Source organism: uncultured Luteimonas sp., assembly GCF_947492465.1.
Taxonomy (GTDB): domain Bacteria; phylum Pseudomonadota; class Gammaproteobacteria; order Xanthomonadales; family Xanthomonadaceae; genus Luteimonas.
This window is the reverse complement of the sequence record NZ_CANLNF010000002.1, coordinates 634,832-650,268: the sequence shown is the minus strand read 5'-3', so window position 1 is coordinate 650,268 and position 15,437 is coordinate 634,832. Positions and strand designations below refer to the sequence as shown.

The window sequence follows — 15,437 nt, the reverse complement described above, 5'->3', positions numbered from 1 at the left end:
GGATTCGGAATCAGCGAAGCCAGGTGCTTTGTAGTAGGAGAAACTGAGGCCCTCAGTGCGCCGCGTGGTCGGGGACCAGAATGTGGGTGATCGATGCTAGCGGGTGGAACTCGTCGGTCAGCCGCAGCGTGCTGACCTGCCCGTCGGCCTGCAGAGTGTGGTGTACCGCCGAGGGGAAGTGGCGGGGATCGAGCGGATGCAGTGCGCGCGGGTTGTGGAAGATATCCAAACCCTCCGACCACGTTTCCCAATACTCCTCGTCAACGTTATGCACGAAAGGCGTTGGCGCGGCAGCATTGGGGTCCGGGTTCAAGGCGAAGCCGTTTCGGATCATTTGCACGTGCCGCGATCCGAAGCCAGCGACGTAACCCATGCGGTTGAACTTGGACAAGGTCGCGCTGTTGTTGAACAGCACGGCGCTAACATTCTCGGCCTCGGGCTGGTCGAAGAGGCCGGTCGGAATGACCTTCTCTCCCCACCGATGGTCGGTGACGCGTTGCGGCTCAATAATCAGGCGACCTTCGGCGTCGTACTGCCAGGCGTGTTCGTAGCCATAGAGGTAGATGCCCAAGCCCGCGCGGGCCCGGATCATCGACTGTGGCGCGTGGAAGTCCTGGATCGCGAAAACTAGGGGCTTACCCGCGACGTGCGGCAAGGTCCAATAACGCTTACTCAGTTTCGCCGTTAGCGGACCGCCGAACTTGATCGGCATCCACTGCTTCAGGTACGCCGCGATCTCCTCCTCGGTGTCGACCGGCGGAGGTGGCACGCGTTGGCCCTGCGCATCCAGTGTGGGGTTGACTGTGGTCACCTCGATTGCAAGTTCGCCGTTGCCATCGTCGGCAAGGTAATCCGGCGCGGCACCCTCGTGGCGAACGACGAAGCCGTTCTCGACCAATAGCGCGAACACGTACAGTTCCATTAGCCGGGCATCGAAGGCAGCGGACTGAAACTGCTCAACGTAGTTGCCGTCGATGTCCTCGTGCCAGCGCATCATCGCGCTGATGAGCTCGCGTGCCGGGCTGTAGCCTTCGAGGTCGCGCAAATTCACGAAGCTCGGATCGGTGCGCGCCTCGGGCACGCGCGGGGCGAAGAAGTCCACCGCGTGGCGCGGCTCGTCGCCCTGCCCCCGCGCCTCGTCCAGCCCAGCCAGCAGCCCAGGCGCCTTCTCGGTCATCGCGGCTGCAGCGGCCTCCGGGTTGTCGAAGAACTTCGTGCCGTAAATCCAGCGAAAGCGCTCGACCAGATCGCGTGCGAGAAAGATGGCTTGGTACTCGCCGTCGACGAGCTCACGCAGCACGACGCCGAGCAGCCGACCATCGTCCGATTCGTACCAGGCGTGCTCGTCGACCAGGTTCATCGCCGGCCCGACGCGGCAGTAGGCAGCCAGGGCCTCGAAGCGTGCGCGGCTCATCGGATGCATGGGTAAACGACTCGAGAGGAAGGAGCTACCGCTAATTATGGTTCGGATCGGTCTAGGAGACGCAATAGGTCATCGATTCTGAGAGGTACTACTTGGGTCCAGCAGCAGCCGCGGAACCTCAGTGGATCGAATCCATCCCTTTTCAGCCGTAGCCTTACGTGCTGAACGTTCGAGCTAGCCGTGCCCTAGGCGTCAACGTCCGCTTCTGGCCGAAAGCGGACATGGTCGCTTTCGGCCAAGAGCGGACTTTCGCAGTGCCTAAGTCAACTCCTCGCTTACCGGCGATCTCCTCTATGCCAAGAACTGAATTAGGCTGCCCACATTGCCAACGCGTCCTTCGATCAGTTGGATCGCCTTGATAGCCGATTCACCGAGCGCCAGGTCATCGCTCAAGCTGCGCAGGAGGGGTAGATCTTCAATGCCGCCGAGACAGCCAATCACCCCAACCGAAAATCGAAGCACATCGAGGCTGTCATAGGCGAAATGGGGAAAGTAGCCAACCTGGTCGTCTCGCCGTAGCAGCGCATTCCGGCATATGCACGCCATCTTGTCCGGGAATCTCCGCATGACCGATTCCCGGACTCCGTTCTCGTACGAGAGCGACTTTGCCACCAGGTACAGGGTAGATGCCGCTCCGAGCTGATCCGGCCGCAACAAGACGTCCAGCGCCGGCGAGCAGCGCTGATTGATACGTTCGGCGTCGAGATCCGCGCGATGAATCCAGTAGTACATGTCCCCGAAGGCGACCAAGGCATCCTTCGCCGGGGAGTCCATATCCCCTCGGTCCGCTGGCAGCGGAGAACTGAACATTCCAAGCGCGATGTGGGCCCACACAAACACCGAGATCGATTCTTGCGGCATGAAGCTGTTTAGTTCCGGCAGCGCTGTCCATTTCGTGAGAGCCGGCGCAACCGTAGGATCCTGATACTCGGTCAGCTCCTGAATCAAGGGAGAGACGAACAGTCCTGCGTACCCGGCGCCTCGACAGGCCATGGTCAACAGGCGCTTGCGCTGGTCCGGGCTCAACTCCTGTATGACCTCGCAGTACGCCGACGAGAACGGGTGATCGAACTGGCAGGAGTACGCTGCCCAAGCCTTCGCATCCGCCTCGTCCACGGGGCCCGACAGCAGATTCTGAAGATCCTCCCTGACCGAACCGACATGCTGGTCGACCTCCTGCTCGAGGGCACCCATGTACTCAAGCGCTTCGACCACCACCCCGGACACCATTGGCCCCAAGGTCGGAAGCAAGGCTTCCAGCACCTCGACAAGCTGTCGTTTCAGCCTCTCATCAGCCAGACTAAGAGAATGCACGGAGTCCAGCAGTGCAAGCTGCAGATGATAGGGCTGATACCTCCACTGCTCGCCAAGCAGCGGCAGGATATGCGGGACGACGTAGCCCTTGTCCTCCGCGAACCTGACCAAGGTCAACAGAAGATGCGTCTGACCGGGCGTGCGAGGCCGTTCCCACGCACCTTTCAGACTGTCCGCAACTTCGCTCTCGGCTGCTCTGGATGGAAAATCACCGTGGCAGATGCGATTCATCAGCTGTGATACCCCGGCGCGCCCCGACATCACGTAGGCATCGGCGAACAATGCGGTGCGGAGCCTGACCTTCTTTTCCCTTGCCTCTTCCTTCAGCGCATCGAACGCTCGGCTCAGTGATCGATCCATCTCAGCGACCGCATGCAGGACTTGATTCAGATAGGTTCCGCGCCAAACGCCGTTTGAAATTGTCGTCATAAGCGCGCGTTCGGCGGGAGTCCAGTCGCACAGACTGTCTTCGCACACCCCGGCCCCAGCCCAGGTGTCATCCCGCAGTGAGTACTGGACTGCCGCGGCTTCCCCCGTCAACTTCTCAAGCACCTGTTTGGACCGGGCCACGACCCAGTTGCGCGCCACTACTCCGCACTCGCCATTCGATGCGGTCCGCAGGAGGTCAGCATCCTCAACCCTCGCAAGCACGTTAGCGACGAAACGATCATCATCGTAGGCGCCTAGGATCAATGCGCGGCTGTTTCGATACTTGGGCGCGACCAGCGTCTGCAGCACCTTCTCGACATCTTGGTCGCTCTGGCGAACAACGGACTCGGCCGCGAATGCCGAGAAGATTAGCTCATGACGGAAACTGATCCTGTCCGAGCGCCTTATCACAAGGCCGGCGGCGACTATCCTGCCGAGCACGTCGCCATGGATACGCTCGGCAGCCGCCAGACGGTCGAAGTCCCTGATCGACAGGCTGAACGACATGCGATCGATTAGCTGCCCTGCAACTGCCGCCAGGAATCGAATCCCGTCGGATGCGTCGCCTCCCAGCTTATGCCGTGCATAGGCGTCGAACAGGGCAAAACGACTTGCCCCGTCAGCCAATGTCGCCCCGACCCGGCCGACCAGGTCGGCCTCGAGCCCGCTCGATACAGAATCCAGAAGATAGGCCAATCGATGCCCCGCCTGACCGGCGGTCGATTCCGCAATCGCCAGCTTCAACGCCTTGTCAGGCTCGCTTACGACGACACGGCTGGCATCAATGAGATCTGGACGAACAATGTCGGTCTGCGCGCTCACGATCAGCCGCGCATGGTAGCGCCGCGCAGCCGCCGCCAAGCTCCTGGTGAGCACCAGTTGCTCGGCCGCGGGACATTCGTTGTATCCGTCCAGGATCAGCACCAGCGGGCGGCCGTTCGCATTGGCCGCCGAGATCAGGCGAGTCGCCGAGGGTGCACCGAGCAGGCCGGCTTCCCGCTCGATGCTCTCGCCCAGTTTTCCGGCGAAGTACTTCCCCTGCAGGAATATCGGAACGTGGCCATGCTCCAGGCAGTGGATGGCGATTTTCTTTGCGAGCAAGGTTTTCCCGCAGCCGGATGGCCCGAGAATCAGCAGGTCGTCATCATCATGCGCAACGCGGTCTGCCACGCCAGTCGCATCGAGCTCTTCTGCCCCGAGCTCATAGCGGTCACTCTTCAGCGACCCGACGTCTGGAGCGTAGGTACGGAGGAACTCCGACGCGTAGGCCGTCAGCAGCTCTTCCTGTTCCAGCAACTTGGGATCGCACGCGGCGCCCAGCGTTTGCACACGCTGAAGACGGAGCTCCTGCGCGAAGGCCGCCCAGTGCTCCCTGGAAAGCAGCAGCCCGGACCGCTTCGCTGTGACGTCCGCAAGAGCGTCTGCGCCTATAATCGAGACCTTGAAGTCGGACGCCGGCACATCCGATTCCGCTGGCAACGCCGGGGCGAAGACAACACAAGCATCCGGATAGCCAGTAAGCTCGCCGTGAAACGCGCAGAGCTGGTCCCTCAACGCATTCTTTGCCTCCAATGCCTGGCCGTATGGGTTTCCAACATTTCTCCAAATGCCTCCTGAACCATGCATCTGCCAAAGTCCATTGACCTTGCCACGGACACGGCGTGAGAAATGCTTCGCTTCGACAACCAGCGTCAGCGAATCGGTGGCGACCAGGAAATCAATCTGACGGCCACCGATGTGAACATTGGCGAAGATGGTCGCCCATCCGCCGATATTCGAAAGGTGCTCGACGAGCGTGGCCAGCACGTCCCGCTCCGACGCGTGCTCTATGGCATTGCCGACATAGAGTTCGATCGTGGCGGCGTCCGTCATCTTCATTCCATCCTAGCCGCGGCCGGCTGTGCGCCTGGCGAGATAGCGGCATAGCACGCCGCTGATGCCCACCATCAACTCGGCCTCTTCGAACTCCGGCGGTTTTCCCTCTTGCAGGTGACGACCGAAGTTGGACGTATAGCCCCAAGCCTTGTCGACGATCTGGTCGACCGGCTTGGGGAAGATATCCGGATTCCGCCGAATCAGGTCCCCCAAGGTGTCTTTGCTTGCACAGGCGTCGCGCGCCACACACTCGAGCGCGGCCATTGCGTGCTGTATCGCACCCGTAATCTCGGGAACCGGACGTCGGGAAAGATCCTGGATGGCCTCGTGCAGTTCGCCGGCCGCCGTGAGCTTGCCTTGGCGATGCAACTCTTGCTGTCCCTGGCGAATCGCCTGCTCGAACACCTCGGCACCGCGCATCTCGAGCCGGCCATGGACGAGCTGCCACCCGACCCCTGCCACCCGGAAGTAGCGGTTGACCTCTTCGCCGAACGACGCCGATGTCCCTGCAAGGCGGGAAGCGATCGCTTCAACGAAGTCGTAGACCTCAAACCACTCGCAATCCGCCAGCAGGCCTCGAACCTCTTCGTCGATGTTCGGGAACTCCGACCAGTTTCCCCTGTCGGGCGCGCGGTACAGGATTTGGCACAATACTTCGCGCAAAGCGCTTGGCCTGAATCCGCATTGATAGGCGATGGTGGCAAGCGCGTCCCGCACTTCGCTGGGGGCGTCCTGTCGGATGGTGATCTCCGCGTCGGGGCGGGAGAGGCCATGCCTGGTCGAGAATGTCGTCATACTGCGGGGCTCTCGTCTTTCAGATTGCTTGCCTGGCACGGTGGAACGGGTCTGCGTCGGACTAGCGGCGACCATCGGCAAACGGCCTGGTAGAGCTTCCCCTGCCTCGCGGCGGCAGGGGAAGCCATGGGGCGTGTGGGTGCTGGTCCGCTCAGCCCGACTTCTCGAGCCCGATCCTGGCCTTCTCCAAGTGCTTGAGCAGCGAGTTCAGGGGTGGGCAATCCGCATATCCTTGCCTGAGCAGGGCGTACACCTCGCAGATGGTCCGGAGTTGCGCGGCGGCACCTTCGATAGGACCGACATACTCGCCGTAGTACATGGCCAGGAACTGCTCCTGGCTCATGGCATCGCCCGGATACTCCGCCATCACCCAGCTGTCCAGCTCGGACCGTACGACACCGAGCGCGTCATGCACGCGCTTGGGCAGCCTCGAATTACACAGACCGTGTAGCAACGGCCCCACCTTCAGGTGCATTTCGATGGGCATCGCGACCGCCGGGCGCCACCGCGAGGCGGCGCCGCCAATGGGCCTGCTGTAGGGCGTGGCACCACGACGTACCTCACCCCGCCACGCGGGCATCGGACGCCGCCGCGGCTTGAGGCCCGCGGCCTCCCGCGCCGGGCTCAGGAAAGCCGTGCCGTAACGGTCCGACTCGCCGGTCCAGGGTTGTGGCGGTGCTTCTCCCGACAAGGTAGCTACTTGGCGCGAGAGGTGCGCCAGGAGCGCTGCATCGGCGGAGACGAAATACGGGACCGAGCGCCCGGGGACGTAGAGGCCTTTCCACTCCGGCGCGACTACGGACACGTTCGAATCGCGCAGCCAGAACCGCCGGCGATCCAGCAGTTCCGGGCCGTGGTGATCGTAGGGCTCGTCCATGTAGAGCCACGACCCGCTTGCCGGGTCGAGCCACTCGCTCGGATGGTCGCGGCCCGGCATCTCCTGCAAGAAACGCAACTTGCGATGCATGGCCTGGGTGGTCACGGGAACGAGCCCCGTGGCGACCATGAACCGCAAGGCATCGGCGGCGGCATGCAGATAGAGCTGGGCTGCGTCCTGACGCTCAACGTCGAGCTCCCGCTCGAGATGGTCATCTGCGTCGAGCCGGAAGCCAGCAAGTTGGCGCACGGCGTTTAGCTGGTTCCGGCGGACGATCTGGAGCAAGGGCTTTGCCAGCTCGATCCGCAGGGTTTCCCGCCCTCCGCGACCCTTCTCACGCCAGTAGGCAGTGAGAAAAACGGGGTGCAGGGTTGGACGAACTCCACGTTCAAGTTGGCGCTGCGCATGACGCAGGTTCTCGAAGCCGGCAATGCGCGCAGCTTCTTCAAGGGCTTGGTGGTGGGGAATGAAGCGCTCGCGCTTGAGTGTTTTGGCGAGACGCTTGATGCCGTCCACGGAGGACGGAGGCACGGCGACGCTATGCATGACTTTGCTCCACGGTCCGTAAGCGCAGCGTCACCCGTAACCACCGCTGAGGACCGAACAAGGCCATGATCGGTCATCGTTTACAGGCAGTGCCGTTTCCAGCTTCGCTCAGACGGGTGTCAGGCGCCTGCCAGGCGCCAAGCCAAAAGATAGCACCGTCGCGGCCACGCCGCCAGCGTCCCAACGTCTATGTAGGAATGGCGTCCATGATGCTTACCCGGGAGAAAGGCGCTACTGATGTCCGCTTTCGACCCAAAGCGGACAACGACAGCGCCACAGGTGCTGTGACGTCGGACTCGGTAAGCAGGACTATGGGGAACCTTGGCTTTCGGCAACCTGCAAACGGCCTCGCGGAAAACTGTCGCGCCCTCGATCGACTAACGGACCGATTCTCCGATCCAGGAAAGGATCAAGTCCGCTATCTGCAGGTTGTTCTTGTCCATCATCATCATGTGCGTGCTACCACCTGTGCCGGTTTCTGCAGTCGACATCAAGCGGGCGTCCCCATTGGCGGCATCGAGACGCTTCTTGAAAGCGGCGCAATCGTCGCGTCTCTCCTGCCAGTTCGGCAGGTCGAGCTTCGTGTCGGCTGCAAGGTTGTCGCCGAACAGGATGAAGATCGGTGTCTTCGCCAGCTTTGCGAGTTGCTCATCCGTGAAGTTCTTCGCATGGCACGTGCCGGGCTCGACCATCACGATGCCGCGTATGCCCTCGGCATTGATGAGTGCGGACCTCAAGGGATATGGCCCCGACTGGGAGTGCGTAATCAACACGGCGCCGTCGAGTTGCACTGCGAGGTCTGAAAGCGCCTTCCAGTTCGGGTTGTCCTCGCGAGAGGTCCCGAGGAGATCAGGAACACTCTGCTTGGACATCTCGTCAGCGGCCTCGACCGGGAACTGCACTCCCGGGAAGGGCGTACCAGGCTCGGGCCCGAACCGGAAATTGGTCCAGGAGCCGAACCGGTCGCCCAGCCGCAGCATGCTCGGCTGCTGGTCGGGCGCCACCTTACCTGCACGGACGTTGTTGAATACCGACTGGTCGAAGCCCGAACGCGCGCGGCCGATCTGGTCCACGACGTACGCCGGGTAACCTTGACGCACAAAATATTCAAACCACCCCATGCGGCCGTCCGGAGTGGTGTCGTAGGTTTTACCGCTCAGGGTGGCGCCGTGGACCATGACCAGCGGCACCTTCCTTGCGCCGGGCGGCACCATGAACTCAACATACATCTGGTTAGCCGTGATCCTGTCGGCCGGTCCGAGACCTCCGAGTTCGACTGCAGTCCGCTCGACCTGCTCGCCGCCCACGTAGAAGCTGCCCCGTGATTGCAGCACGAGAGGGCTCTGCGGAGGCTTGAGGTCGCCCAACTGCTGGGCGTCTGCCGTCTGCACACCTGCCAAGCCCGCGATCAAGGCGAAAGAAGCGGCGGCCACCCGTATCGGGTTCGTCGTTTGCATCGGAGTACTCATGGCGCGATCCTCGAAATCTTGCTTGTAATGGTTGTGCGCGCTGCCTGGCGCATCTCGGCTTGCTCAAACAGGCGGGGCTTCGACGCCGCTGAACTGCAGGACTGCCTCTGGAAGGCGTTCGCCCCGAACTTCAATCGCATGGACCGCCGCGTCCAACTCCCGAGCCTCAGCAGCACTCAAGGTGACATGGGCGGCGCCGATGTCATCGAGCATGTGGCTCATCTGCGTCGTCCCGGGGATCGGGACAATCCACGGCTTCCGCGCCATGAGCCACGCCAGCGCGATCTGCGCGCGGGTCGCCTCCTTTCGCTCAGCCCACTGATCAATGAGACGGACGAGCGCCAGGTTGTGCTTGATGTTCTCCGTTGAGAACCGCGACTCGACCTTGCGAATGTCGCCTTCGGCAAAGCGCGTGCTCTCGTCGATCGCACCGGTGAGGAACTGCACGCCCAGTGGGCTCCACGGGACGAACCCGATTCCGAGCTCTTCGCAGGTCGGGATCACTTCGCGCTCCGGGCCCCGCCACAGCATCGAATACTCGTTCTGCACGGCGGTCACCGGCAGGGCTGCATGGGCACGTCGCAGGGTCTTCAAACCCATTTCTGACAGACCCCAGTGGCGGACCTTGCCCTGGTCCATCAGCTCTTTGATGGCCGCAGCCACGTCTTCGATCGGCACCTTCGGGTCGACACGGTGTTGATAGAGTAGGTCGATGTAATCGGTGCGCAGGCGGCGCAGCATGTTGTCCACGACGATGCGGATGTGAGCAGGTTGGCTGTTGAGGCCCGGGCGCCGCTGACCCGTTTCCTGATCAATGTTCCAGCCAAACTTGGTCGCGATGACGACTTTGTCGCGAAAAGGCTGCACCGCCTCGCCGAGTATGCGCTCTACCTCGTGGGGGCCGTAGGCTTCCGCGGCATCGAAGAAGGTGACGCCGCGATCAAAGGCCGTACGGATGATGTTGATCATCTCGGGGCGATGCGGAATCGTGGTCTGGTACGTGCGGCTCATGTTCTGCACGCCAAGCCCGACGCTGGAGACCTCGAGGTTGCCGAGGCGGCGGCGACCGTGAACGGATGTGTTGTCCGTGGACAGACCGGCGTTCCGCCCACTGCCCGCGGCGGCTCCTTCGGACCCAGTCGTCGCTGCGAGCGTGCTGCAACCTGCCAGACCGGCAACGAGCGGCGCCGCGGCGAACCCTGCCGCACCCTTCAGTAGCTGCCGGCGGCGATGATCAGCTGAGCTGTTGTCCATGTCTGGTTCCTTGTTGGGAAGCGGGTTCAAGCGAACACTCGATTGTTCGCTTTCTGGTCATGTCTTAAGTAGGAAGTCCAGTTTAGAAGCTGTGCACCGGTCGCATGGACAGAAGAGGCACAAGTCACCGTGCGCGCACGGGGCTTCAGTCGCTCAGGGAGGCTTACTTGGCCGCGCTGAATGCGGTGCGGGCCTGGGCGAGCGCGCTGCGGGCACGCTCGCCGGCGTCGTTGTCGTGCTTCGCGATCAGTTCGACAACCTGCTGCAGCTGGGCCGGACTCAGGCCTACGCGCATGCTCGCGGCCATGTGGGAGCGCAACTGGGCTTCAACGCCAGGGGTGGCCGCCAACGCACCGACCGTGGCGAGCTCGCGGCTCTGCCAATCAATGACGTCGCGCTCGAAGATCGCGCCGAAGAGATGACCTTGAAGGTATTCATTGATGACCGGTGCGAACTCGAACACGGGACCCGAGACCGGCGCCCCTGAGATCTTCGTCTGGTTCGCCTTGCCGGCCGCAAGCAGCGCCTCACCAGTCGGGACTGGCCTGGATGGCTCACTACCTGCAACGTCGACCATCCCGCGCTGCTTGCGCTCATCGACCACCTTGATGAGTTCGCCGAGGGCATTGAGGCTGCGGGGAAAACCCACGTACGCATAGAGATGCACGAGGACTTCCCTGGCCTCCTTGATCGTGAGCCCCGCGTCCAGCCCTCGGGCGAGCGCATTCCGAAGCTGCGGCATGTCGCTCGTTGCCATCGCAGCCGCGATCAGCGGAATCGACTGCTGTTTCGCTGTCAGGGTCCGGGCGTCAGGAGGCGCGTCGTGGGTCAGAGTGCCGGTGGCGTTTTGCCCAGCGGCACTGGCTGCATCGGGTGCCGCGGCCATCGCGAGGCCCAGGAAGGGGGCGCTGGCGAGGATGAGGCCCTTAGCGAGCGTTGTATTGATCGTCACTGACCTTCTCCATCCACTGAACGGTGTTGTCGCCCACCACGCCGCTGACGGCAAGGTGGGTCATTGCGGTTGTTGCAGCTGCCCCATGCCAGTGCTTTACATCCGGCGGGCAGATGACGACGTCACCCGGCCGGACTTCCTGGACAGGACCGCCCCAGTATTGGGTCAGGCCCACCCCCGATACGACCACGAGCCGCTGGCCACCCGGATGGGTGTGCCAGGCAGAGCGCGCGCCCGGTTCGAACGTGACATAGGCAGCTGATGCCGAGAGACCGAACTCGGGGCTGAAGAGCGGATCCACACGCGCGCGGCCGGTAAAGTTGCCGGCAGAGCCGAAGGTCGAGGGCTGGGAGCCAGCGAGTACGACCCTCTGGGTAACAGGGCTCGAAGGTTGAGGCCCGGCTGCCATAGCGGTGAACGCCGCCATGCAAGTCGCGATCATGATCGCGAGCCGTGCAGATACCTGCTGTCGTGTGCTTCGCATGTGCGATCTCCCGTGGGGGTCAATTCGATTTGCTCGCTCAAAGCGTGCGGTTGAAGAACGCCGTCAGCTTTCCCGAGGCAGCCGCGACGTAGTCTGGCTTCCAGTACGTCTCGATGTGGGTGGCACCCGGGATCTTGAACAACTCCTTGTCGGTAGTTCCCGTCGCCTTCGCGAACGCGGCCTCGGTCATGTACAGGCTGTCCGCTTCGGTCCCAGCGATCATCAGGAGGGGCGTCTTGATCAGCTCGATCTGGTCTGTCGCATCAAAGCGCATCAGATCGAGCAGGCTGCTGGTGGTGTACTTGAAGGTCGAGCCCGGATGGGCGTGGGTCTTCCAGTAGTACTCATAGCCTTGCCGGTACAGCGCGTACGGCAACGCCGCGATCTGCTCGGCGGTCAGGTCGGCATCGCCGGAGTAGCGCACGGGGCCGCCCGCCATCTCCTCGGCGCGCGCCTGCGAGGCTTGTGCAAGGCGCTCCTGGATGGTATCCAGCTGCGAGTCGGCGTACCCGTTCCGGCGCACCCGACCAGAATTGAACATGCTCAGTGTTGCGACCGACTTGAAGCGCTTGTCCGTCGCGGCAGCCGCCAGCGAGTAGCCGCCGCCTCCACATAGACCGAGCAACCCAAGTCGGGCCGTATCCACGCCTGCAAAGCTCGTAACGAAGTCCGCCATCCCATGGATGTCTTCGATGCGATACGCGGGCTTGTCGACGTTGCGTGGCTGCCCGCCGCTCGCACCCTGATACGCCGCATCCGCTGCGATGGCGACATAGCCCTGTTCGGCGAGGTGTTGCGCATAGAGCCCTGCGACCTGCTCCTTGACGCCTCCGTTCGGGTGCGCCACCACGATCGCCCGGTACTTCCCGGCTGGATCGAAATCGGCCGGCGTGTACACGTTGGCCGCGATGTCCAAGCCGTTGAGCTTGTAGGTGACCGCACGGATGTTCACCTTGCCGGGCGCGTTCCGGGTGATCGCGCCTTCATAGGCCAACGTGAACGGGTTGCTCCGATAGTCGGCTGCGGCCACATTGCCGGCAGTCAGTCCTGCCATGGCAGCGAGAAGGCCTGTCTTGAGTCCAGCGTTCTTCATACCGACTCCCTAGTAGAGGTCCCGCTGGGCGGGACGCGAGTGACCGCAGCTACGGGCTGCGCGGAGTCGATAGTAGGGAGACGACGCGGGCGGATCATCGGGCCACAACCGGATGCTCCTATGAACTGAACGCATTAATCTTGCAGGATCTGGGAAGATTGTGCCCGGTTGAAGCTGGCCCTCACGGGGAACTAATGAAACTGGCGCATAGCGGCGACCCGAGTAGCCCAGTGCTTCGGGTAGCGCGGCTCGGTAGCATTGGCGGCCTGTTGCGCCGCACGGCCGTCAGGTCGTGCCGTGATGGCACCCGTTCTGACCTCCTTGAGGCCGCGCATGCAAGGCCCCGCCAAGAGGCCCGCGCGAGCACTGCCGAGGCCTTGGCTACTCAGGGCTGAAAACGTAGAGCGTCCACCACGAGCGAAAAGGCCAGGCTGGGCTGACGACGGCTGCTGTAATAGAGGTGATAACCGGAAAACGGTTCGCACCAGTCCTCAAGTACCCGGATCAGCCGACCGTCCTCGACTGCCGGCGCGACGATGTCCTCCATCAGGCACGCCAGGCCAACGCCTTGTACGGCGGCGTCGAGGGCAACGATCGAGTCGTTCACGACCATCGGGCCTTCGACCCGCACATTGAGCTCGCGTCCGTCGCGGGAAAACTCCCACGCATACAGCCCCCCATGCGTCCAAAGGCGCAAGTTGATGCATCGATGTGCAGTGAGGTCCTGGGGTGTCTGTGGCATCGGGTGACGTTCGAAGTATTCAGGGGAACCGACGACCGCCAGTCGAAGGTCTGGACCGATACGAACCCCTATCATCTCGTTGGCGAGTTGCTCACCGAGACGAACACCTGCGTCAAAGCGATCAGCGACGATGTCGACCAGTGCGCCGGACAGATCCAGTTCGACGTGGATGTCCGGGTACTGCGCCATTAGCGCCGACAGTCGCGAAAGCATTACGGTCTGGGCCGCATGGCGACTGGTCGTGATGCGAACCAAACCCGCCGGCTTTTCGCGAAGCTCGCCCAATGCCCCCAGCTTAGTGTCGATGTCTTCAAGCGCGGGCTTCAGCGTAGAGATGAGATCTTCGCCAGCGGTCGTGGGTGACACGCTCCGCGTGCTCCGTGCCAACAGCCGAACGCCCAGGCGGGTCTCAAGCCGGCGGATAGTGTGGCTGATCGACGACTGCGACGTCCCGAGTTTCGCCGCGGCCTTGGTGAAGCTGCGCTCTTCAGCGACAGTCAGGAACGCTACGAGGTCCGAGAGGTTCTGTCGCTCCATTGATGAATCTCAGGCATAGGCACAATCGCCTTTTACCACTTTACCCGCATAGGTGCGCGGAGGAACATTGGTGCCCCCTACCGGCCGGACGAGCTCATGCAGACGGTGACCCTCAACAATGGCGTGCGGATGCCGCTCCTCGGCTTTGGTGTCTACCAGATGAGCGAAGAGGAATGCGAAGCCAGCGTCCTCGAGGCTTTGCGGATCGGATATCGGCTTTTCGATACCGCGGCCATCTATGGCAATGAGCAAGCCGTCGGACGGGCGCTCAGATCGAGCGGGGTGCCACGCGAGGAGCTTCTTATCACCACCAAGGCCTGGGTGGACGATGGGGTTCACCCCCGTTTTCACGGACACTTACGAGAAGGTCGATCAAGGCCATGAGGAGTGTTCATGTCGAAGCGAAGGAAGTTCAGTGCGGAGTTCAAGCGTGGTGCGGTTGAGCAGGCCAGCCAGCCGGGTGTCAGCTGTGCCCAGGTGGCCCGGGAAGTGGGGATTCGGGACACCCTGCTGACCCGCTGGAAGCGAGAGGCGCAGAGCCAGGGCCAGGTGGCCTTCGGCGGCACCGGAACGCCGCGGGACGAGGAACTGGCGCGCCTCAAGCGCGAACTGGCCAGGGTCAAGAAGGAACGGGATTTTTTACGCGAAGCGGCGACGTTCTTTGCCAAGGGATCGTCCTGAGGTATCAGGCGATCGAACGTTGCCGCGATGAGTTCCCGGTTCGGCTGATGTGCCGCTGCCTGCGGGTCTCGGCCAGTGGTTACTACGACTGGAGCAAGCGCCTGCCAAGCACCCGCCAGCTCAACAACGAACGCTTGCTCAACCGCATCCGTGAGCTGCATGAAGACAGCCGGGGCACGCTGGGCGCCGGTCGGATGCAGGAAGATCTGGCCGATGCCGGCGAACCTGTCAGCCTGAACCGGGTGGCGCGCCTGATGGCTGAAGATGGCCTGCAGGGCTGGCCGCGGCCGAAGCGGCGTGGCCAGCGTGGCCGGCCCGCGCTGACGCCGCCGGGCGTGCGCAACCTGCTGGAACGGGACTTCACCGCGCTGGAGCCGGAGATCAAGTGGGTCACCGACATCACCGAACTCAAGACCCGGCAAGGCAAGCTGTACCTGTGCATCGTGCTGGACCTGTTCGACCAGCGCGTGGTGGGCTGGTCAATGCACCATCGGCAGGATCGGCAGATGGTGATCCGGGCCGTGCAGATGGCGGTCTGGCAGCGTCAGGGCAGCGATCCGGTGATCCTGCATTCCGATCACGGCAGCCAGTTCCGGAGCGGCGACTACCAGCGTTACCTGGCAGCCAACGAACTGGTGTGCTCGATGAGTGCGGTGGGCCATTGCGGTGACAACGCGGCTTGCGAAGGCTTCTTCGGCCTCCTCAAGCGCGAGCGGGTCTACCGCACGACGTATCCGACACTCGATGCCGCAAGATCCGATGTGTTCGAAGACATCGAGCGGTTCCACAATCCGAGGATGCGGCGGAGGGTCGCCAGGCAAGATCAGAAGTTATCAGCTCTTTCACAACCATCCGTGATTTCGGGGTAGAACCCGTCCGAGATAAGTTTGGCTGAGAGTTATTGACCCACCCAGCAGACCCCATGGCCGATACTCAACCGACGTCTGCTTTGGGTCGCAAGCCGGT

At 62.6% G+C, this 15,437-nt stretch carries 12 protein-coding genes; 2 read left to right on the top strand and 10 right to left on the bottom strand.

Translation table 11 applies throughout. The features are described from left to right. Positions 1-52: 52 nt before the first annotated feature. From Q0863_RS07940 to Q0863_RS07895, 10 genes are all read right to left on the bottom strand, one after another. Entirely contained in the window at positions 53-1,414 is a 1,362-nt protein-coding gene (locus Q0863_RS07940) for a hypothetical protein (RefSeq protein ID WP_298577013.1), read from the bottom strand. Positions 1,415-1,714: 300 nt separating this feature from the next. Continuing rightward, a complete protein-coding gene (locus Q0863_RS07935; protein ID WP_298577011.1) occupies positions 1,715-5,044 on the bottom strand; it encodes an NERD domain-containing protein in 3,330 nt (1,109 codons plus the stop codon). A gap of 6 nt (positions 5,045-5,050) precedes the next feature. Continuing rightward, positions 5,051-5,836, bottom strand: a complete 786-nt coding sequence (locus Q0863_RS07930; protein ID WP_099476196.1) for a hypothetical protein — start codon at positions 5,834-5,836, stop codon at positions 5,051-5,053. A gap of 151 nt (positions 5,837-5,987) precedes the next feature. After that, a complete protein-coding gene (locus tag Q0863_RS07925) occupies positions 5,988-7,259 on the bottom strand; it encodes a DUF5623 domain-containing protein (protein WP_099476197.1) in 1,272 nt (423 codons plus the stop codon). A gap of 377 nt (positions 7,260-7,636) precedes the next feature. Beyond that, a complete protein-coding gene (locus Q0863_RS07920) occupies positions 7,637-8,728 on the bottom strand; it encodes a hypothetical protein (protein ID WP_298577009.1) in 1,092 nt (363 codons plus the stop codon). A gap of 63 nt (positions 8,729-8,791) precedes the next feature. Then, positions 8,792-9,982 (bottom strand): aldo/keto reductase, encoded by a 1,191-nt coding sequence (locus Q0863_RS07915; RefSeq protein WP_298577007.1) that lies wholly within the window; start codon positions 9,980-9,982, stop codon positions 8,792-8,794. A 163-nt stretch (positions 9,983-10,145) separates the two neighbouring features. Further along, the gene (locus Q0863_RS07910) at positions 10,146-10,934 is read right to left on the bottom strand and encodes a carboxymuconolactone decarboxylase family protein (protein WP_298577006.1); all 789 of its coding nucleotides are present in this window, start codon (positions 10,932-10,934) and stop codon (positions 10,146-10,148) included. Beyond that, positions 10,909-11,361, bottom strand: a complete 453-nt coding sequence (locus Q0863_RS07905) for a cupin domain-containing protein (RefSeq protein WP_298577092.1) — start codon at positions 11,359-11,361, stop codon at positions 10,909-10,911. Before Q0863_RS07905 ends, Q0863_RS07910 begins: the two co-directional genes overlap by 26 nt. 94 nt (positions 11,362-11,455) lie before the next feature. Continuing rightward, positions 11,456-12,511 (bottom strand): alpha/beta hydrolase, encoded by a 1,056-nt coding sequence (locus Q0863_RS07900; RefSeq protein ID WP_298577005.1) that lies wholly within the window; start codon positions 12,509-12,511, stop codon positions 11,456-11,458. A 385-nt stretch (positions 12,512-12,896) separates the two neighbouring features. Beyond that, the gene (locus Q0863_RS07895) at positions 12,897-13,790 is read right to left on the bottom strand and encodes a LysR family transcriptional regulator (protein WP_298577004.1); all 894 of its coding nucleotides are present in this window, start codon (positions 13,788-13,790) and stop codon (positions 12,897-12,899) included. Positions 13,791-13,886: 96 nt separating this feature from the next. On the opposite strand from Q0863_RS07895, the gene Q0863_RS07890 reads away from it, so the two are divergent. Further along, positions 13,887-14,174, top strand: coding sequence for an aldo/keto reductase (locus tag Q0863_RS07890; RefSeq protein WP_298577002.1), 288 nt, complete (start codon positions 13,887-13,889; stop codon positions 14,172-14,174). A 9-nt stretch (positions 14,175-14,183) separates the two neighbouring features. Beyond that, a protein-coding gene (locus Q0863_RS07885; protein WP_298577000.1) for an IS3 family transposase occupies positions 14,184-15,340 on the top strand; the annotation gives its coding sequence in 2 pieces (ribosomal slippage) (positions 14,184-14,424 and positions 14,424-15,340; 1,158 coding nt in all). Positions 15,341-15,437 lie beyond the last annotated feature (97 nt).

Coding starts and splice junctions, on each gene's coding strand:
- Q0863_RS07940 (WP_298577013.1), bottom strand. CDS start 1,414: ATGAGCCGCGCACGCTTCGAGGCCCTGGCTGCCTACTGCCGCGTCGGG.
- Q0863_RS07935 (WP_298577011.1), bottom strand. CDS start 5,044: ATGAAGATGACGGACGCCGCCACGATCGAACTCTATGTCGGCAATGCC.
- Q0863_RS07930 (WP_099476196.1), bottom strand. CDS start 5,836: ATGACGACATTCTCGACCAGGCATGGCCTCTCCCGCCCCGACGCGGAG.
- Q0863_RS07925 (WP_099476197.1), bottom strand. CDS start 7,259: ATGCATAGCGTCGCCGTGCCTCCGTCCTCCGTGGACGGCATCAAGCGT.
- Q0863_RS07920 (WP_298577009.1), bottom strand. CDS start 8,728: ATGAGTACTCCGATGCAAACGACGAACCCGATACGGGTGGCCGCCGCT.
- Q0863_RS07915 (WP_298577007.1), bottom strand. CDS start 9,982: ATGGACAACAGCTCAGCTGATCATCGCCGCCGGCAGCTACTGAAGGGT.
- Q0863_RS07905 (WP_298577092.1), bottom strand. CDS start 11,361: ATGGCGGCGTTCACCGCTATGGCAGCCGGGCCTCAACCTTCGAGCCCT.
- Q0863_RS07900 (WP_298577005.1), bottom strand. CDS start 12,511: ATGAAGAACGCTGGACTCAAGACAGGCCTTCTCGCTGCCATGGCAGGA.
- Q0863_RS07895 (WP_298577004.1), bottom strand. CDS start 13,790: ATGGAGCGACAGAACCTCTCGGACCTCGTAGCGTTCCTGACTGTCGCT.
- Q0863_RS07890 (WP_298577002.1), top strand. CDS start 13,887: ATGCAGACGGTGACCCTCAACAATGGCGTGCGGATGCCGCTCCTCGGC.